Origin of the sequence: Kitasatospora sp. NPDC088160 (assembly GCF_044741445.1) — a bacterium.
Taxonomy (GTDB): Bacteria; Actinomycetota; Actinomycetes; order Streptomycetales; family Streptomycetaceae; genus Kitasatospora.
Window position 1 is genome coordinate 44671 of sequence record NZ_JBIUSS010000042.1, and the last position, 19155, is coordinate 63825.

Below are 19155 nucleotides of genomic sequence, written 5' to 3' on the forward strand. Positions count from 1 at the left end.
GCCGAGCGAAGCGAGGCGGGCGCATGAGCGGAGTGGGCGGCAAGGCGGCATTGGAGGTCTGCGTCATCGGGGCCGGCCCGCGCGGCCTGTCCGTTCTGGAGCGGCTCTGCGCCAACGAGCGCGCGGCGCCCTCGCACGGCTCCATCACGGTGCACATGGTCGACCCGGCCGCGCCCGGCGCCGGCGCCGTCTGGCGCCAGGACCAGTCACGGCACCTGCTGATGAACACCGTCGCCTCGCAGATCACCGTGTACACCGACGACAGCTCCCGGATCGACGGCCCGATCGAGCCCGGTCCGAGCCTGTGGGAGTGGGCGGTGGAGGTCGCCGAGGCCGGCGCCGCCTCCGGGCAGGACGAGGAGTGCGTGGCCGAGGCCCGCACCCTGCGAGCCGACAGCTACCCCACCCGGGCGTTCTACGGGCGCTACCTGAACGCGAGCTTCCGCCGGGTGGTGGACGGCGCGCCCGCGCACGTCACCGTCCAGGTGCACCGCTCGCGGGCGGTGGCGATGGCGGACACCCACGGTGTCCCCGGCGGCCCGCAGGGCATCCGCCTGGAGAACGGCAGCCGGCTCAACCACCTGGACGCCATCGTGCTCGCCCAGGGCCACGTCGCGGCCCGGCCGACCCCGCACGAGGAGCGGACGGCGAGCCTGTCCCGGATCCACCACCTCACCTACATCACCCCGGCCAACCCGGCGGATCTCGACCTGAGCGGCATCCTGCCGGGCCAGCACGTACTGTTGCGCGGCCTCGGGCTGAACTTCTTCGACCACATGGCCCTGTTCACGGTCGGCCGGGGCGGCGCCTTCGTCCGCGCGGACGGACGGCTGGTGTACCGGCCGTCGGGCCGGGAGCCGAAACTGTTCGCCAGTTCGCGCCGCGGCATCCCGTACCACGCCCGCGGCGAGAACGAGAAGGGCGCGTACGGCCGTTACTTCCCCCGGTTGCTGACCGCCGAGTACATCGCCGGGCTGCGCGAGCAGTCCGCGGCCGGCGAGCCGGTGCAGTTCCGCACCGACCTGTGGCCGCTGATCGCGCGCGAGGTGGAGAGCGTCTACTACGGCACGCTGCTCGACGCGAAGGGCCGCGGCGCCGAGCGGGAGCCCTTCGTCCAGCGGTACCTGACGGTCGCCCACGGCGGCGGCTTCGCGGCCCTGCTCGACGAGTACGGCATCCCCGAGTCGGAGCGGTGGGACTGGGAGCGGCTCTTCCGCCCTTACGGGGACCGGGAGTTCAGCGGGCCGGAGGACTTCCGCGACTGGCTGCTCGGGTACCTGGCCGAGGACGTCGAGGCGGCCCGCGCCGGCAACCTCAGCGGCCCGCTCAAGGCCGCCCTGGACATCCTGCGCGACCTGCGCAACGAGATCCGCCTCGCGGTGGACCACGGCGGGCTGGAGGGGAACTCGCACCGGGACGACCTGGAGGGCTGGTACACCCCGCTCAACGCCTTCCTGTCGATCGGCCCGCCGGTCTCCCGGATCGAGGAGCTGATCGCCCTGATCGAGGCCGGGGTGGTCGAACTCACCGGCCCGGGCACCGAGATCCGGATCGACACCGAGGCGGCCGCCTACGTGCTCACCTCCCGGGCGGTGCCCCAGCCGCCGGTGCGCGCCACCGTCCTGATCGAGGCCCGGCTGCCCGAACCCGACCTGCGCCGCACCACCGACCCGCTGCTGCAGCACCTGCTGAGCACCGAACAGGCCACCGCGTACCGGATCCCGGGCACGGGCGGCACCGACTACGAGACCGGCGGCCTGGCCGTCACCAAACGGCCGTACCGGCTGCTGGACACCCGGGGCCGCGCGCACCCGCGGCGCTACGCCTACGGGGTGCCGACCGAGTCGGTGCACTGGGTGACGGCGGCCGGAATCCGGCCCGGCGTGGACTCGGTGACGCTCGGCGACTCGGACGCGATCGCCCGCTCGCTGCTCGCCCTGCCGCCCACCACCCAGCTGCCCTTCGGCGTCCGGCCGGACGCGGCCGTCACCGACCTGACCGGAGTGCTGATATGACCGACCCTGACGAGCCGGCCGCGCCGGACGAACCCGGCGGCCCGCACGACCCGCACGACCCGCACGACGCGGCCGACATCCTGACCGACGCCGGGCTGCTGTCGCCGGTCCGCGCCGGGACGCCGGTCGAGGCCGCCGTCTGCGACCGGGCCTGGCTACAGGCCATGCTGGACGCCGAGGCGGCGCTGGCCCGGGCCCAGGCCGGGCTGGGCACCCTGCCGAAGACCGCCGCCGACACCATCACCCGCCTGGCCCGCGCCGAGCTGCTGGACCTGCGGGCCCTCGCGGTCGAGTCCCGGGAGACCGCCAACCCGGTGGTCGGGCTGGTCCGGGCGCTGACCGGGGTGGTGGCGGCCGAGGACCGGGCCGCCGCCGAGTACGTCCACCGCGGTTCCACCAGCCAGGACGTCCTGGACACCGGCGCGATGCTGGTGGCCGCCCAGGCCCTGCGGATCATCCGCGCCGACCTCGCCCGCACCGCGCGGGCCCTGGCCGTCCTCGCCGAACGGCACCGGGACACCGTCCTCCCCGGCCGCACGCTCGCCCTGCAAGCCGTACCGACCACCTTCGGCCTCAAGGCAGCCGGCTGGCGCCAGCTCGTCCTGGACTCCGAGCAGCGGCTCGGACGGGTCGCCGAGCACGGTCTGCCGGTCTCGCTCGGCGGCGCCGCCGGCACCCTCGCCGGGTACCTGGAGTACGCCCGGATCGACGGCGCGGCCGCGAACGGGGCGGCGCCGGACCCGGGCGACTACCTGGACCGACTGCTCACCGCCTTCGCCGCCGAGACCGGGCTGGCCCGCCCGGTGCTGCCCTGGCACGCGCTGCGCACCCCGATCGCCGACCTCGCGGGCGCGCTGGCCTTCACCGCCGGCGCCCTCGGCAAGATCGCGATCGACGTGCAGTCGCTGACCAGGACGGAGGTCGGCGAGGTGGCCGAGCCCACCGCGGCCGGGCGCGGCAGCTCCTCCGCGATGCCGCACAAGCGCAACCCGGTGCTGGCCACCCTGATCCGCAGCGCCGCGCTGCAGGTGCCGGTGATCGCCACCGGGCTCACCCAGTGCCTGCTGGCCGAGGACGAGCGCTCGGGGGGCGCCTGGCACGCCGAGTGGCAGCTGCTGCGCGAGGCGCTGCGGCTGACCGGGGGCGCCGCGCACACCGCGGTGGAGCTCGCCGAGGGGCTGGAGGTCAAGCCCGAACGAATGCGCACCAACCTCGAACTGACGGGTAGTCAGATCGTCTCGGAGCGGATCGTCGCCGTCCTGGCACCCCGGCTCGGCAAGGCGGCGGCCAAGCAGCTGCTCACCGAGGCGTCCGGCGAGGCCGACCGCGACGGTCGGCCGCTGGAGCAGGTGCTCGCCGAACTGCCCGCTCTCGACGGCATGTTCGGCAGGGTCGAGCTCTCTCGGCTGTGCGATCCGACCACGTACACCGGAGCGGCCGGCCCCCTCGTCGACCGGGCCCTGCGCGAGCCGTGAGGCCGGCCCGGCGTCCGGCGCCCCGGCACCGGGCGCCCGAGCGATCCGCGACCAACCGAAGGGGAAGAGGAGCATGTTCCTGCAACGCGTCGGCAATCGAGGCATCCGGCTGGGCACGGTCTGGGACCGCGCGGCCGCCCGTCACCCGGCGAGCCCGGTCTACCTCGACCACGACCTCGACATCGCCCCGGAGCTGGGCCGGCGGGTCACCCTGACCGAACTCGCCGACCTGGTCGATGACTTCGCCGCCCGGCTGTGGGCTTCCCAGGTCCGCCCCGGCTCGCACGTGGTGATCCACAAGTCGGACAGCTTCGACATCTCCCTGCTCGCCTACAGCGTCGCCCGGGTCGGCGGGGTACCGGTGCTGCTGTCCCCGAAGCTGGACGGCGCCACCGTCGCCCGCCTGCTGGGGCGACTGTCCCGGCCGACGCTGCTCACCGACGCGGCGAAGCTGGAGCAGGCACTCCCGTCCGAGGTGTTCGACCTGACCGAGCGGGTGCTGGTGGCCACCGGGGAGTTCCCGGGCGCGACCGCGCTGGCCGGGCTGGCCGGGGTCGAGCGGGTGGCGCCGGTGACCATGCCGCAGGACCGGCCGGCCCTGATCACCCACACCTCGGGCACCACCGGCCTGCCCAAGCTCGCCGTCCAGACCGGCATCACGATCCAGGCCCGCTGCCGCCCGCAGTCGGTGCTGCTCGCCCCGGTCGGGCGGCACGAGCCGATCGCCGTGCACGTCTCCTTCGTCCACTCGCGGATGATCAGCGGGGCCGCGCTGTTCGCGCTGCGCGGCCATCCCATGATCATCCTGCGGGACGACGAGCCGGAGCACGTCGCGAAGCTGTTCGCCCGGATCCCCCCGGGGGTGATCGAGTCCCACCCCAACACCCTGCTGAGCTGGGAGGTCCTGGCGGACCACCCGGCGAAGCCGCTGGCCAAGGTCCGCTGCTTCAGCAACACCTTCGACGCCATCCACCCGCGCACGGTCGACACCCTGCTGGGCGCGTCCGAGCGCAGCCTGCCGTTCTTCGCCCAGACGTACGGGCAGAGCGAGACCGGCGCCATCGCCGCCCGCACCTACACCCGGCACCGCCGCAGCGGCGCCGACGGCCGCTGCGTCGGGCGGACCTTCCCCGGGATGACCGAGGTCCGGGTGGTCAGCCGGGACGGCCGGCCGGTGGCCAAGGACTCCCCCGGCCACATCGAGGTGCGCAGCGGCGGGCAGATCGTCACCTACTTCGGCGAACGGGAGCGCTTCGAGGGCCAGTTCTCGCGGGACGGCTGGTGGCGGATGGGCGACCTCGGCTACCGCACCCGGTGGGGCTGCCTGCATCTGCTGGACCGCGAGGTCGACGAGATCCCGGGGATCAACAGCACCCTGGACCTGGAGGACAAGCTGTTCACCCGGCTGCCCGAGCTGCTGGAGGTGATCATCGTGCCCGGCGGGGACAAGGCCCCGGTGCCCGTGGTCTGCACCCGGGACGACCAGCCGCTCGACCTCGCCCGCTGGAACCGCGCGGTGGCCGGCCTGCCCACGCTGGCCCCGCCGGTGCAGCGCCGGCTGGACGAACTGCCGCACACCGCCACGACCAAGGTGAAGCGGCTGGAGCTGGCCAGGGAGCTGGCCGCGGCCGAGGAGGCCTGAGCCGAGGAAGGCGTCGGCCCCGGCGGTGTCGTGAGACCCGCCGGGGCCGACGCGTGTCAGGAGGAGCCGATGGCCGGCAGGCTCCGCAGGACGGACCGCAGGTCCCCGGGCCCGAGCCGGACACCGAAGTCCTCCGCGAGGACGGTGGCGTACCGCTCGTCGGTGAGGTCCGCGGCCTCCGTCGTGCCGTCGGCGCGGCCGACGACCAGCCGCCGGCCGTCGAGGGAGAGCCGGCGCTGCGACGTGATCTTGGACAGGTAGGCCCGGCCGGTGAACGGGGAGCGCTCGTGGGTGGAGGTGTAGTGGTTCATCACCACGCAGTCGACCTGGTGCAGCGGCAGGCCCGTCTCGAACCGGTAGAGCGGCAACCACCCGTCGGGGCGAAGGAGTTCGAGCACCCAGCAGTCCGGCTCCGAGCCGACCCGGCGGAGCCGGTGAGTCCAGCCGTCGGGCTCGGCCAGGGCGCCGTCGGTCAGCGGCAGCGGCTCCAGCGGCCCCTTGTCGCCGAAGCCGACGTCGGCGAGGAAACGCGCCTGGCCGACCGTCACCAGCAGCACCAGGTGGGTGCGTGGCAGCGGTCGGCCGGCGTTCAGCAGGGCGCGGGCGGCGAGCCTGGTGACCTGGAAGCCCAGGCGTTCCAGCACCGCGGCGAAGAGCAGGTTCTGTTCGAAGCAGTAGCCGCCGCGGCCGCCGGCGACCAGCTTGGCCTGGACGCGGTCCAGGTCGAGCGGGACGCCGCGGCCGAGCGGGATGTCGAGGTTCTCGAACGGGAGGGCCAGCAGGTGGGCGCGGTGCAGCCGGCGCAGCGTCCCGGGTTCAGGGGGCAGCGGACCGGAAACGCCCGTGCGGGCCAGGTAGGCCCCGACGTCGAGCAGTTCCGCTCCCCATTCGCCGGTGGCGCGGTCATCGCCCATCCTGTCGGCCCCTCTCCCGTGCGGTCTCCCGGAGACTACCCGGCAAGGATCGCCCCGGCACGGAGGACCTCGGCGATCAGGCCGCCGACGATCCGGGGGCCGTCCTGGGTGAGCACCGACTCGGCGTGGAACTGCATGGACGCGAAGTGCGGGCCGCGCAGGGCGTGCACCTCGCCGGTCTCCCGGTCGCGGACGGCCTCGATGGTGCCGACGCCGTCCACGTCGACCGTGTCGTGCGGGCTGACGGCGGCGAAGGTGTTGTAGAAGCCCACCCGCTCGCGGGCGCCGAACAGGTCGATCTCGCGTTGGACGCCCTGGTTGGGGACGTCCCGGCGACGCAGCGGCAGGCCGAGCAGGGTGGACAGCACCTGGTGACTGAGGCAGACCGCGACGAACGGGCGCCGCCGGGCGAGCAACTCGGCCACGGCGGCGCGCAGACTGGCGATCTTGGGGTGGTCGGCCTGCCGCGGGTCGCCCGGCCCCGGGCCCATCACGACCAGGTCGAAGCCGTCGAAGGCGTAGTGCTCGTCGAACCGACGGATCGTCACTTCAAGCCCGAGTGACTGGAGTTGGTGGCCGATCATGGCGGTGAAGGTGTCCTCGGCGTCGATCACGAGCACCCGGCGCCCGGCGAATTCGGCGAGTCGCCGGCCGCGGTCCGCGTCCTCGGCCAGCCAGAAGTCCGAGATGACGGTGTTGCGCCGCTCCAGCGCGGCCCGTACCCGGGGGTGGCCGGCGAAGGTGCGCGGGCCTCCGGCTTCCAGCGCGGCCAGCAGCCCGGCCGCCTTGGCCCTGGTCTCGGCGACCTCGGAGGCCGGGTCGGAGTGGCGCACCAGGGTGGCGCCGACCCCGATCCGGATCCGGCCGGCGGTGTCGATGTCGGCGGTGCGGATCAGGATCGCGGAGTCCATCGTGCGCCCGCCGCGCTCGTCCCGGCCGATCAGCGCGGCCACGCCGCTGTAGTAGCCGCGCCCGGCGGGCTCGTGACGGCGGATGACCCGGGCGGCGCTCTCCAGCGGGCTGCCGGTGACGGTCGGGGCGAACATCGTCTCGCGGAGGATCTCGCGCGGGTCGCGGTCGGTTCGGCCCTCGATGAGGTACTCGGTGTGCGCGAGCCGGGCCATCTCCTTGAGGTACGGGCCGACCACCCGGCCGCCGCCCTCGCAGATCCGGGCCATCATCTTGAGCTCCTCGTCGACCACCATGTAGAGCTCGTCGGCCTCCTTGCGGTCGGCGAGGAAGTCCATCACGCCGGCCAGGGTGGGGCCGGAGGGCGGGTAGCGGTAGGTGCCGCTGATCGGGTTCATCACGGCGACGCCGTCGGCCAGGCTGATGTGCCGCTCGGGGCTGGCGCCGACGAAGGTCCGCTCCCCGGTGTGCACGACGAAGATCCAGTAGGCGCCCGCCTCGCGCTCGGTCAGCCGGCGGAAGAAGGCCAGCGCGGCGTGCAGGGTGTAGTCGCTGATCTCGGCCAGGAAGGTGCGGCGGACGACGAAGTTGGCGCCGACGCCCTGCCCGATCTCCTCGGCGACCACCCGTCGGACGATGTCGGCGTACTCCTCGTCGCCGAGGTCGAAGCGGGCGCCGGTCAGCTCGGTGGGCCGGTCCGGGATCAGCGCCAGCGCTTCGCCGAGGTCGACGGTGGCGTGCTCGGTCACCGTCATGGCGAGCAGCGGGGCACCGTCGTCCTGGGCCTCGAAACCGCGCTCGGCGATCTGCCGGTACGGGACCAGGACCAGGACCTCCGGGCCCGGGCGGCCGGGCTCGGGGCCCAGCGGGACAGCGTCCAGCGTGTCCGCGGTGGCGACCTCGCCGAACAGGACGTCCAGCGTGCCCGGGCCGGTGGTCTCGGGCCGGTGCAGGAGGGCGAAGGCGGGCGGCCGTTCCGCGAGCACCCGGCGCAGCAGCTCCTCGGTCGTCCGGTCCGTCGTCCGCCCGCTCGCCCGGCCCGTCGTCCGCTCGCTCGCCCGGTCCGTCGTCCGGTCGGTCATGCGAAGGTCTCCTTGGCGGTGATCAGCATCGCGCAGCGCGCGGCGGCGTACTCCAGGGCGAGCCGGTGGTGGGCGGCGGAGAAGTCCGCGACGGCGTCGGCGACCAGGAACGGCCGGATGTCGTTGGTGAAGGCGTCGACGGCCGTCATCAGTACGCCCACGTGGGCGTACACGCCGCACAGGATCAGCTGGTCGCGGCCCTCCTCGCGCATCCGCTGGAGGAGGTCGGAGCGGAAGAAGGCGCTGTAGCGCCACTTGGTGAGCAGCCAGTCGCCGGGGGCCGGGGCGAGCGACTCGACGACCTCTCGGTCGACCGGGTCCATCCGCATCCCGGGGCCCCAGAAGTCCAGCAACAGCCCGCGCTGTTCGGTGGTCATGCCGCCCGGCTGGGCGGTGTAGGCGACCGGCACGCCGAGCTCGGCGGCCTGGCGGCGCAGCAGGGCGGCGTTGTGCAGCAGCTCCCGGCCGGGTGCCTCGTCCGCCGGGAAGGGGCGCAGGAAGTAGCGCTGCATGTCGTGCACGAGCAGCACCGCGCGGTCCGGGCGGACGGTCCACAACACGGTGTTGTCGGGCAGCTCGCCCGCGGTCGGCATCGGATAGGGCTCGATGGTCGGAATGCCTGCCATGCGGTGGACTCTCCTGGGGGAATGGTGAGTTGGGCGGGCCGGTCAGGCGCCGAGGCCGGCGCCGCCGTCGACGGTGAGGTCGTGCAGGGTGATGTGGCCGGCCGCGTCGGAGAGCAGGAAGAGCACGGCGGCGGCGATGTCGGCAGGGCTGGCCAGCTTGTTGAGCGGGATGCCGACCCGGAAAGCGTCCGCGCGACCGTGCAGGGTGCCCTGCGGGCCGGACTCGTCGTGCCACATCGAGGTGAGCATCGGGGTGTCGGTGGATCCGGGGGCGACGAGGTTGCAGCGGATGCCGTACCTGGCGACCTCCAGGCCGAGGCTCTTGGTGAACATCGTCGCGGCGGCCTTGGAAGCGGCGTAGGCGGCCATCTCGGTGCGCGGGGTGCGGGCGGCGTTGGAGGCGACGGTGACGATGGCGCCGCGCCCGCGCGGGATCATCCGGTCGACCACCGCGCGGGACACGTGGAAGACGCCGTTGACGTTGACCGCGAAGGTGGCCGTCCAGTCCTCGACGGAGAAGTCCCGGACCTCGCCGAGGCGCAGCACCCCGGCGGCGTTCACCAGTTGGTCCACCGGCCCGAGTTCGCGCTCCACCCGGTCGACGAGCAGGTCGACGGCGCGGTGGTCGCTGACGTCCACCGGGTAGGCCTCGGCCCGCAGGCCCTCCTCGGCGAGGGCGGCCACGGTCTTGCGCAGGCCCTCCTCGTCGCGGTCCGCCGCGGCCACCGCGGTGCCCTGTTCGGCCAGGGCGCGGACCACGGCCGCGCCGATGCCGCCTGCTGCCCCGGTGACCAGGGCGATCGTGTTCGTCACTGCCGGACCTCCCTCGGGGCCGACGCGTGGCCGGCCCGTTGCTCTCGGTTGCTCTCGGTTGCTCGGTTGCTCTCGGTTGCTCTCGGTGTGGTGGTGTGTGGCGCCGTTCCGGGCCCGGCGGGTCAGCCCTCCCAGGCGGAGACCACGGTGATGGCCTGGCCGGGGTTGAGCCGGGGATCGCAGAAGCTGGTGTACTTGTCGCCGACGTGCGCCACCCCGGAGGCGTCGTGGGCGCACTCGGTGACGTCGTCGGGCGTGGTCTCCAGGTGCAGGCCGCCGGCCACGCCGCCCTCGGAGCGGACGGCGTACTGGAAGTGCTGGATCTCCCGGACGACGGTCTCCACGAAGCGGGTCTTCAGCCCACCGGGCGTGGTGACGGTATTGCCGTGCATCGGGTCGGTGAGCCAGATGACCGGGTGGCCGGCCTCCCGGACGGCCCTGACCAGCGCGGGCAGCCGGTCGGCGACGACCTCGGCGCCCATCCGGGCGATCAGGGTCAGCCGCCCGGGCTCGCGGTGCGGGTCGAGCCGCGCGCACAGCTCCAGCAGTTCCTCGGGTACCATGCCGGGTCCCACCTTGCACGCGACCGGGTTGGCCACGGACGCGAGCATCGTGACGTGGGCGCCGGCCACGTCGCGGGTCCGCTCGCCGATCCACGGCCAGTGTGTGGACGTCAAGAGGCTTTCGGTGTAACCGATCTGACGGATCATCGGAATTTCGTAGTCGAGCAGCAGCGCCTCGTGGCTGGTCCACACCGGCGGGCTGAGCGGCGAGCGACGGTCCGGATCCGACCAGCCGAGGTGGGTCATCGCCTCGGCCGCCGCCCAGTAGCAGCCGAGCAGCCGCCGCGGGTCGGGGCGGCGCAGCTCCGGGTCGGGTTCGGGGCTGTTGACCAGGTGGCCGCGGAAGACCGGGATCTCCAGGCCCCCGACGAACTCGGTCGGCTTGGAGCGGGGCTTGGCGAACTGGCCGGCCATCCGGCCGACCCGGACCACCGGCCGGTGGGTGGCCATCGTGACGATGCCGGCCAGGACGTCCAGCAGGCCGGTCTTGCGGGCGACGTCGCCCGCGGTGCACTCCGCCGGGTCCTCGGCGCAGTCGCCGATCTGTACGACCTGGGCCCGCCCGGCCGCGACGTCGGCGAGCACGGAGCGCAGCCGCCGGACGTCGGCCGGGCCGACCAGCGGCGGCAGACCGGCCAGCCGGTCCTTGATGTCGGGAAGGTGCTCGTGGTCGGCCCAGTCGGGCTGATGGAGTGCGGGCCGGGACAGGAGCGCGGACAGGGCGGTGACCATGGGGGTCTCCCGGGGCGAAGGTGCGCCGGCTCGGCGGCGCGCACGGAAGGGCGTCGTGGCGAGGCTGTGGATGGCACGGGTCAGGGAGGAGCGGCCGGCCCGCGGGCCGGGTCCCGGTCCGGCAGCGGTCCGCCGGCCGCCGAACGGCTGAGGCTCTTCCAGATCTTGTGGCGTGCCACCAGGTGTCGCCAACGCCCGCCCCCGCACTTCGTCAGGTGGCGGATACTCCATCAGGTGGCGGCACACTCCGTCAGATGTCGCCCCGGCGCGACCGAGAACGGTGACGGCGGGCCCTCGACGAGGTCCGTCCCGAGGTGGCGGACCGGCGAGATCCGGCCATGGAACGGCTCGGGCGCGCGCCCCATCTGGACGCCGTACAGCACGGCCGGACTCCGGTGGCCCACGCATCCCCCGGGGTGGGCGGACCACCGTGCGCCGGCACCTCGTGGCATGTGCCGAAGTCGGCGTGGCAGATCGGGCCGCCGGGCTCGGACGTCAGAAGCCGGTACCAGGTGCCGTCTCGCCGCCGGACCGGCCGCGCGCCACGGTCACCTCGATCAACATGTGCGCGACCTCCTCCTCGCCCTCCGGGAAGACGCCGCTGCGCACCACCCGCAGGGTGCGCCCGCATTCCTCGGCGATCCGGAGGAGCGCCGTCAGGTCGCCGCGCTCGCTGAAGTGCAGCAGCACCGAGCCGCCCGGAGCCAGCCGGCCCGGAGCCTCGACGAGGAAGCGGCGGTGGGCGGCGTAGCCCGGGTCGACGTAGCCGCGCTCGTGCATCGTCCGGTAGCGGTAGTCCTCCGGCGCGAGCACGTAGTTGGAGTGCCAGAAGACGGTGTCGAAGCGCTCCTCGGGCGCGAGCGCGGCGAACAGGTCGCTGTGCACGCTGTGGACGCGGTCGGCGACGCCGTGCCGGTGGGCGTTCATCTCGGTGTTGCGGACGGCGGCCTCGTTGATGTCGCCGGCCACCACCCGTGCATGCCCGGCCAGTGCTGCGGCCACCGCGATGACGCCGGTGCCGCAGCCGATCTCCAGCAGCGAGCCGGAGCGCCCGGCGGCCCGCGGGTCGTCCAGACCGAGCAGGCGCATGGAGATCTCGCTGGTGGGCGAGTAGACCGGGGCGAAAATCCCTGGCAGCAGGTCCCATTCACGGCCGCAGAGCCGGAAGGTCGCGGGCCGGTGCGGGTGCTCCAGCGCGGCCCTGCTCCGTTCCAGCGAACGGCGGTAGTCCTGTAGCGCCTTCATGTCGTCCGCCTGTGCCCCCCACCGCGCCAGCTGGGCGTTGTCGCCCGGACCACCTCCCCGGTGGCCACCACGTCATCCTCCTCAACCGGCACGGGCGGCGGGAAGGTGACCCGGCAACACATCGGGGCCACTCGGCGGTGCCCCCTCCACCGTCCAAACCGTGGAATCATCCGAGCCCCACCCAAAGTGACATGATAAACACTTTGCATTACCTGGCATGTGCCAGGCAAAAAGGCTGATGTGCACGGGTGGGGGTAGGGCATGGCCCAACAGGGGGTCCGTAAGCGGCCTGACGCGCTGACGGTACTGACCTTGCTGGTGGCGGAGGCACCACCGGCGCGCATCGAGTCACTGCTTGCCGAGGCCGCCCGCGGCGGCGCCCGCGAGGCCGAGACGGCCGCACTGGAGCGGGCCGTCCGGCTCGGACTGGACATCTGCGCCCAGCGCCGCGGGCGCCAGCAACGCGAGGCGGGCCTGTCCGCGCTGCTCGACACCGCCCGGGACCTCCTCGTCCCCGACACCCTCGACGGGGTGCTCAAGGTCGTCACCCGGCGCTCGCGACTGCTCCTCGGCTCGGACATGGCGTACGTCAGCTTCCCCGGACCGGAGGACGGCCTGTCCTACATCCGGGCGTCGGACGGCCACACCTCCACGCTCAACGTCGGCCTCCAGCTGACCGGCGGCTCCGGACTCGGCCACGCCGCCGTCGCCAACCTCGCGCCGGTCTGGACCCCGGACTACCTCGACGACAACCGGATCCAGCACAGCACCGACATCGACGAGGTGGTCCGGGCCGAGGCGCTGCGCGCGATCATGGCCGTCCCGCTGAGCTACGGCCCACACCCCTTCGGCGCGCTCTACGTCGCCGACCGCAATGTGCGGCACTACACCCCGGAGGAGATCTCCACCACGAACCTGCTCGGCGAGCTCGCCGGCCTGGCCGTCCAGCGCGCCCTCGTCCTCGACGACGCCAAGGCCACCGCGCAGACCCTGCGCGAGGAGCACGGACGCACCACCGAGTCGCTGCGGGAGCTCAGCGAGCACCGGCGCATCCATCACGAGCTGATCGAACGGGCGCTGACCGACTGCGAACTCCACGGTCTCGCCGAAGCCGTGAGCCGGAACCTGGGTGGCGCGCTGCGGATCCACGCGGCGGACGGCACCGTCCTGACCACCACCGGCCGGATGCCCGAGACCGGACCCGCCGCCGCGGAGGTGCACGCCGCCAAACGCCCGGTCCACACCGCGGACGGCCTCTGGGCGGCCCCGGTCACCGCCGGAGGCGAGATACTCGGCACCCTGGTGTTCCGCCCCGAGGACCTCCCCGCGGCCGGCATCGACGAACTGCTGCACCTGGCCGCCCAGGCGGTGGCGGTGCAGCTGCTGCGCACCGGCGACACCACCGTCGTGCAGGGCCGCGCCCACGGCGAGCTGATGGAGGACCTGCTCACCAGCGCCCAGCGCCCGCCGCAGCAGTTGGAGGAGCGCGCCCGCCGGCTCGGCATCAACCTGGCCACGCCGCACGTGGTGGTGGTCGTCCGCCCCGAGGCCCGAGCGGTCGGCCGGGCCTGCGCCCTGGCCACGGGCCTGGCCCAGCGACTGAACGGGCTGCGGGTCGGGCACGGCGGCAACGCCGTGCTGCTGCTGCCCGGCACCGACGCCGGCACGACGGCCCGGGCCGTCCTGAACGAACTCGCCCCGCTGCTCAGCGAACCGGTCACGGTGGCGGCGGCCGGGCCGGTCGCGGACGCCGCCTCGGTCTACCACTGCCACCAGGAGGCGCTGCGCTGCCTGGAGGCGATGATCGCCCTCGACGCCACCGGCCGCTCGGCCTCCCCCCGGGAGCTGGGCTTCCTCGGTGTCCTGCTCGCCGACAACCGGGACGTCCGTTCCTTCGTCGACTCGGTCATCGGTCCGGTGCTCGAGTACGACCGGCAGCGGTTCACCGACCTCGGCCGCACCCTGGACGCCTACTTCGAGACCGGAGCCAGCCCCACCCGGGCCGCCCAGAAGCTGCACGTCCACCCGAACACCGTCGCCCGCCGCCTGGAACGCGTCGCGGAACTGCTCGGCCCCGACTGGCAGGACCCCGGCCAAGCGCTCGAAGTCCAGCTCGCCCTACGGCTCTCGCGCGTCCGCGACCTCCTCGTCAAGGACGGCCCGTCGGCGGGAGTCGACCAAGGGACCTAGTGCCTGTCGGGGCGCGGGCGTGATCCGGAAGAGTGCCCCTAGCTCACGCGGCGGAGCGAGCGGCCGCCGGTGTGGGAGAGGGCCACGACCGCGTGTGCGGCCGAGGCGAGGGTGACATGGCGGTGCCAGCCGTTGAAGGAACGGCCGGTGTAGTCGCGGATGCCGGTGCGGTCCGCGATCTCGTCGAAGTCCCGCTCGACCCGGCCGATCCGCAGGCTCAGCCGGAACAGCTGGGCCGGCGTGGCGTCCGGGACGTCGGCCAGCCACAGCTCCTGCGGCCAGCGCCGGCCGGAGCTGCCCGCGCCGAGCAGCAGCAGGTCGCGGTCCGGGCCGTCCGGCCCGCGGTTCACCCCCAGGGAGCGGGCCGCCCCGGTCACCGTCCGCACCCGGACGGCACCGACCAGCGCGGTACGCAGCCCGGCGTCCTGGCCGTGGTCGGTCCAGGTCACCATCCGCCTGCGGTCCCGGCACGCCCCGATGATCCGGTGGGCCGGCATCGCCTCCGCGCCGTGCCCGGCCCCCTCGGCCGGGCGGAGCGGCAGCGTGCTGTTGATCCGCACGAGGAACGGCACCCCCGCCGCGCGCAGCCGCCGCAGCGCCTTCATCCCGTCCAGCTCCCGGACGTCCATCACCACCGGCAGCGTGGGCAGCCGCCAGTCCGAGGTCAGCTCCAGCACCGCCTCGACCGAGCAGTCGCCCAGCGTCCGGGTGTCCACACTCGCCGGGATGGACGCCTGGCTGCGCCGCGGCACGTCGTCCAGCCACGCCCGGGACAGGTGCAGCCGCCAGTTCACCGGCATGCTCACCTCCTCGGACGCCGCCCAGACGCCCACCGCCTGCTGCGCGTTGAGCACCTGGCCGAGCGAGGAGATGAACCGGCGATCCACGCCCACCGAGTGCTCCCCGGCCTTCGGGATGACCGTCTGCTGCACCACCCAGGCCTGCGGCGGCGCGACGGACGTCACGTAGTGCGCCAGCGCGGCGCGCACCGGGTCCCACTCCCAGGTGGAGCTGCTGATGAAGTGGTGCAGGTTCTGCTCCGTGGCCTGCCCGCCGATCAGCCGCGCGATGTTGCGCACCGACTTGCGGCCCTCCGCGCCCAGCAGTCCGCGCAGGTACTCCACACCCTTGCGGCGCTGGTCCGCCCGGGGCAGCGACGCGAACAGCGCCGGGCACAGCTCCGAGAGGACGATGTCGTGGGAACTGCCAACGCCCGGCGTGCGCCCGGGTGTTCGCGTGTCCCTGATGTGCAGGGCGAAGTCGCTCATCGAGATCCCCAACCTCTACATGGCAGACGCATCTTCAGATGGGTCGACGGTATGCAGAGGGCTCAGGCCGGGCCCAGGTGCACCGGGCACACGGCTGCACGCGCGGCCTATGGCCGGACCACCGGACAGAGCGCGCGAGCAGGCGCGATCGCCCCCGGAGCCGCCCGGTGGGGTGTGCCGGGGCCATCAGGGGCGGGCCGACCGCGCGCGAGTTGACGAACAAACGGCTTCCGTGCGGCACCCCGGCGTTGACCGGTGGAAGACTCTCCGAGCATGCGAGCAGCCTTCATCGAGGCCCTCGGGCCGCCCGAGAACATCCGCTACGGCGAACTTCCCTCCCTCCGTCCTGGGCCGACCGAGATCCTGGTCGACGTCACGGCCACCACCGTCAATCCGGTGGACACCTTCGTCCGCTCCGGCCTCTTCCGCACCCCGGTCGCGTTCCCGTTCGTGATCGGCCGCGACCTGGTCGGCACCGTCGCCGCGGCCGGGCCGGCCGCCCCCGGCTTCGCCGTCGGCGACCGGGTGTGGACCAACAGCCTCGGCCACGGCGGGCGCCAGGGCGCCGCCTCCGAGCAGGTCGTCGTCCCCGCCGACCGCCTCTACCACCTCCCTGAGGGCGTCCTCCCCGAGGAGGCCGTCGCCGTCGTCCATCCGGCCGCGACCGCCTACCTCGGCCTGTTCACACACGGCCGCCTGCGGGCCGGTGAGACCGTCCTGGTGGCCGGCGCGGCCGGGAACGTCGGCTCCGCGCTGGTCACCCTCGCCGTCGACGCCGGGGCCCGGGTCGTCGCCACCGCCTCCGCCCGGGACCTGGAACAGTGCCTCGCCCTGGGTGCGGCCGAGGCCCTGGACTACCGCGATCCGGACCTCGCCGAACGGCTCGCCCAGGCCTGCCCCGGCGGCGTCGACCTCCACCTCGACACGTCCGGGGAGAACGACCTGGCCACCGCCGTCGACCTGCTCGCCCCGCGCGGACGGATCGTCCTGCTGGCCGGCGCCCGCTCGCGGCCGATCCTCCCGGTCGGGCCGCTCTACATGAAGGACTGCTCGATCGCCGGCTTCGTGATCTCGCATGCGACCAGCACCGAACTGGCCGAGGCCGCCGTCGGCATCAACCGCCTGCTCGCGGCCGGACGGCTGCGCCCCCTGGTGGTCGAGACCCTTCCGCTGAGCGCCGCCGCCGAGGTCCACGGCCGAATGGAACGCGGCGAGCTGCACGGCAGACGGGTGGTCCTCAGGCCCGATTCGCGGGCCTGACCGGTCGGCTGCTAACCGTTGTACCGGAGGTCCGGCAGGGCCGCAACGCCCTCGTCGGGCCGCGACTTGACATATTCCGGACCTCCGGCACGTCCGGCCTGCGTCGCAGAACCTGGACGTGTATTGTCCTGGTTATGCGAATGGGTGAAGGAGTCGAGTGGGGCCTGCACTGCTGCCTCACCCTGGCATGGCTCGACAGTGAGCAACCGGTTCCGACGGCACGGCTGGCGGCCTGGTTCGACCTGCCGCCGGCCTACCTGACCAAGCGCCTACAGGCACTGGTCCGGGCCGGCATCCTGAGCTCGACGCCGGGCTCCAAGGGCGGCTTCCGGCTGGGCCGACGGCCGGAGAAGATCACCCTGATGGACGTGGTCGCCGCCATCGAGGGCCCCGACGACGTGTTCCGCTGCACCGAGATCCGCCAGCGCGCGGACGGCGGTGGCGCCATCGCACGGGAGTTCCGACAGCCGTGCGGGATCGCCACCGCGATGCGCAAGGCCGAACTGGCCTGGCGCCGCGAACTCGCCGGGCAGACGGTGGCCGACCTCATGGCCGCCGCGCCGGGCGGGGCCGCCGACCGCACCCGACGCCACTACGCCCGCATGACCGGCTGACCGCACCGCCCGACGGTCCGACCGCCTCACCGCGCGGCGACACCACAGCACGCGCACCGACCCGCAAGGAGAATCTGGATGTCCAGTGTCTCGATTCCGGCCGACCGGAAAGCTCCGGCCGAACCCGGCTCACCACCCCAGGGCGGCCTGTCCTCCACCCTCGTCCTCGCCTTAGGGACGTTCGCCGTCGGCACGGACGCCTTCGTCGTGGCCGGCTTCCTCCCCTCCATGGCCCAGGACCTGCACGTCTCCCCGGCCACGGCCGGCCAGTCGATCACCGTCTTCGCCGCTGCCTACGCCGTCCTCTCCCCCGTCCTGGCCACCCTCCTCGCCCGGCTTCCCCGCCGAACCCTGCTGATCACCGCACTGTTCACGCTCGGCATCGCCAACCTAGGCTCGGCACTGGCCCCCAACATGGCCGTGCTGATCATCAGCCGCATCATCGCCGCCGCCGGCGCCGCCGCCTACACCCCCAACGCCGGAGCCGTCAGCGCCTCCCTCGTCCGCCCCGAACTGCGGGCCCGAGCCCTCGCCGTGGTCATCGGCGGCCTCACCATCGCCACCGCACTCGGCGTGCCGCTCGGCAACGCCGCCAGCCACTGGCTGGGTTGGCGCACCGCCCTCGGCCTCGTCGCCGGACTCTGCCTGCTCGTCGCCGTGATACTGCGCCTGATCATGCCGTGGCTCCCCGGCAACGTCCGGGTGCCGCTACGCACCCGCCTCGCCGTCCTGCGCCGGCCGGCCGTCCTCGCCGTCCTGCCGCTCACCGTCCTCGGCATGGGCGCCAGCTACACCGCGTACGCCTACAGCGTGCCCATGCTGGAAGCCGTCAAGGTGCCCGAGCGCTCCATCCTGTGGATGCTCTTCCTGTACGGCCTCGGCGCCGTCATCGGCAACCTCGCCGCGGGCTACACCACCGACCGCTGGGGCTCCACCAAGGTCCTGATCGTCGGCTACACCGCCATGGTCGTCGCCCTCGGGTCCCTCGCCTGGCTCGCCGCCTCCGACTCCGACCTCAAGCCCGTCGTCGGCCTGCTGGTCCTCCTCTGGGGCGCCAGCAGTTGGTGCCAGACACCCCCGCAGCAACACCGCCTGATCGAGGTCGCCCCCCAGGAGGCCCCGCTGGTGGTCTCCCTCAACTCCTCCTCCATCTACCTCGGAATCGGCCTCGGCACCATCATCGGCGGCGCCACCCTCGGCGCCGGCGCCGCGACCGTGTACGGCCTCGGCGCGGCCATCGCCGCCATCGCCCTGGTCTTCCTGCTCTTCACCCACCACTCGCCCACGAACAAGGGCTGAGACGCGAGACACTCCTTGCGGGCCGGGCAACTCCCTTCCGGCCAACGCTTCCTGACGGCACGGCGTCGCACCGAGCGCTGAAACACCCCTCAGCACGCGACGACCGACGACCGGCGCGGAGACAGACCCTGCTGCCCCGGTTTCCCCGACACGTCCCTGGCCGCCCAACGGCGCCGCGCACCGCAGCGGCCCCGGCCACGGACACCACCCGGCACTCCCCGCCGGACCACCACGTCGACGAAACCGAGAGATTGCCAGATGACCCAGTTGAGCGAGTCCCCCGTGACCACCCACAGCACCGAGACCACCGGATCGACCCCAGCGCCGTTCACCCCCGACGCCCGGACCGGGCCCGTGGAGTCCGCGATGACCGGCGCCCAGGCATTGATCCGTTCACTCGAAGAGGTCGGAGTGGACACCGTCTTCGGCATCCCGGGCGGGGCCATCCTTCCCGCGTACGACCCGCTGATGGACTCGGCCAAGGTGCGCCACATCCTGGTCCGGCACG

At 73.5% G+C, this 19155-nt stretch carries 15 protein-coding genes; 8 read left to right on the forward strand and 7 right to left on the reverse strand.

Annotation, left to right across the window (positions count from 1 at the left end):
* The first annotated feature begins 23 nt into the window (after nt 1–23).
* The 3 genes from ACIOGZ_RS40210 (at nt 24) to ACIOGZ_RS40220 (ending at nt 5132) form a co-directional block, all read left to right on the forward strand.
* Nucleotides 24–2015, forward strand: coding sequence for an FAD/NAD(P)-binding protein (locus tag ACIOGZ_RS40210; protein ID WP_400989562.1), 1992 nt, complete (start codon nt 24–26; stop codon nt 2013–2015).
* A complete protein-coding gene (locus ACIOGZ_RS40215) occupies nt 2012–3490 on the forward strand; it encodes an adenylosuccinate lyase family protein (protein WP_400989564.1) in 1479 nt (492 codons plus the stop codon). The genes ACIOGZ_RS40210 and ACIOGZ_RS40215 overlap by 4 nt, the downstream gene beginning before the upstream one ends.
* A gap of 73 nt (nt 3491–3563) precedes the next feature.
* Nucleotides 3564–5132, forward strand: a complete 1569-nt coding sequence (locus tag ACIOGZ_RS40220) for a class I adenylate-forming enzyme family protein (RefSeq protein WP_363587045.1) — start codon at nt 3564–3566, stop codon at nt 5130–5132.
* A 56-nt stretch (nt 5133–5188) separates the two neighbouring features.
* Here ACIOGZ_RS40220 and ACIOGZ_RS40225 read toward each other — a convergent pair whose 3' ends face one another.
* The 6 genes from ACIOGZ_RS40225 to ACIOGZ_RS40250 form a co-directional block, all read right to left on the reverse strand.
* Nucleotides 5189–6046, reverse strand: a complete 858-nt coding sequence (locus ACIOGZ_RS40225; RefSeq protein ID WP_400989566.1) for an arylamine N-acetyltransferase — start codon at nt 6044–6046, stop codon at nt 5189–5191.
* Between the two features lie 35 nt (nt 6047–6081).
* Complete coding sequence (locus ACIOGZ_RS40230) at nt 6082–8037, reverse strand: anthranilate synthase family protein (RefSeq protein ID WP_400989568.1); 1956 nt, start codon at nt 8035–8037, stop codon at nt 6082–6084.
* The gene (locus ACIOGZ_RS40235; RefSeq protein ID WP_400989569.1) at nt 8034–8663 is read right to left on the reverse strand and encodes an isochorismatase family protein; all 630 of its coding nucleotides are present in this window, start codon (nt 8661–8663) and stop codon (nt 8034–8036) included. The genes ACIOGZ_RS40230 and ACIOGZ_RS40235 overlap by 4 nt, the downstream gene beginning before the upstream one ends.
* Nucleotides 8664–8705: 42 nt before the next feature.
* Entirely contained in the window at nt 8706–9476 is a 771-nt protein-coding gene (locus ACIOGZ_RS40240) for a 2,3-dihydro-2,3-dihydroxybenzoate dehydrogenase (RefSeq protein ID WP_363587042.1), read from the reverse strand.
* Nucleotides 9477–9598: 122 nt separating this feature from the next.
* Nucleotides 9599–10771, reverse strand: a complete 1173-nt coding sequence (locus ACIOGZ_RS40245) for a 3-deoxy-7-phosphoheptulonate synthase (protein WP_400989571.1) — start codon at nt 10769–10771, stop codon at nt 9599–9601.
* Between the two features lie 495 nt (nt 10772–11266).
* The gene (locus ACIOGZ_RS40250) at nt 11267–12016 is read right to left on the reverse strand and encodes a 50S ribosomal protein L11 methyltransferase (protein WP_363632359.1); all 750 of its coding nucleotides are present in this window, start codon (nt 12014–12016) and stop codon (nt 11267–11269) included.
* A gap of 261 nt (nt 12017–12277) precedes the next feature.
* Between ACIOGZ_RS40250 and ACIOGZ_RS40255 the strand changes: the two genes are divergently transcribed.
* Nucleotides 12278–14206, forward strand: a complete 1929-nt coding sequence (locus ACIOGZ_RS40255) for a helix-turn-helix domain-containing protein (protein WP_400803344.1) — start codon at nt 12278–12280, stop codon at nt 14204–14206.
* A 38-nt stretch (nt 14207–14244) separates the two neighbouring features.
* On the opposite strand, the gene ACIOGZ_RS40260 is transcribed toward ACIOGZ_RS40255, so the two are convergent.
* Complete coding sequence (locus tag ACIOGZ_RS40260; RefSeq protein WP_400989573.1) at nt 14245–15474, reverse strand: IS701 family transposase; 1230 nt, start codon at nt 15472–15474, stop codon at nt 14245–14247.
* A 273-nt stretch (nt 15475–15747) separates the two neighbouring features.
* Between ACIOGZ_RS40260 and ACIOGZ_RS40265 the strand changes: the two genes are divergently transcribed.
* The 4 genes from ACIOGZ_RS40265 to ACIOGZ_RS40280 all read left to right on the forward strand — a co-directional run.
* Entirely contained in the window at nt 15748–16734 is a 987-nt protein-coding gene (locus ACIOGZ_RS40265; RefSeq protein ID WP_400989574.1) for an NADPH:quinone reductase, read from the forward strand.
* Between the two features lie 134 nt (nt 16735–16868).
* Nucleotides 16869–17348 (forward strand): Rrf2 family transcriptional regulator, encoded by a 480-nt coding sequence (locus ACIOGZ_RS40270; RefSeq protein ID WP_363587036.1) that lies wholly within the window; start codon nt 16869–16871, stop codon nt 17346–17348.
* 78 nt (nt 17349–17426) lie between these two features.
* Nucleotides 17427–18647: an MFS transporter gene (locus ACIOGZ_RS40275; RefSeq protein ID WP_363632354.1), complete on the forward strand. Its 1221-nt coding sequence runs from the start codon at nt 17427–17429 to the stop codon at nt 18645–18647.
* Nucleotides 18648–18905: 258 nt separating this feature from the next.
* Nucleotides 18906–19155: thiamine pyrophosphate-binding protein (locus ACIOGZ_RS40280; protein WP_363632352.1), on the forward strand; the 250-nt coding region annotated here is incomplete at its 3' end.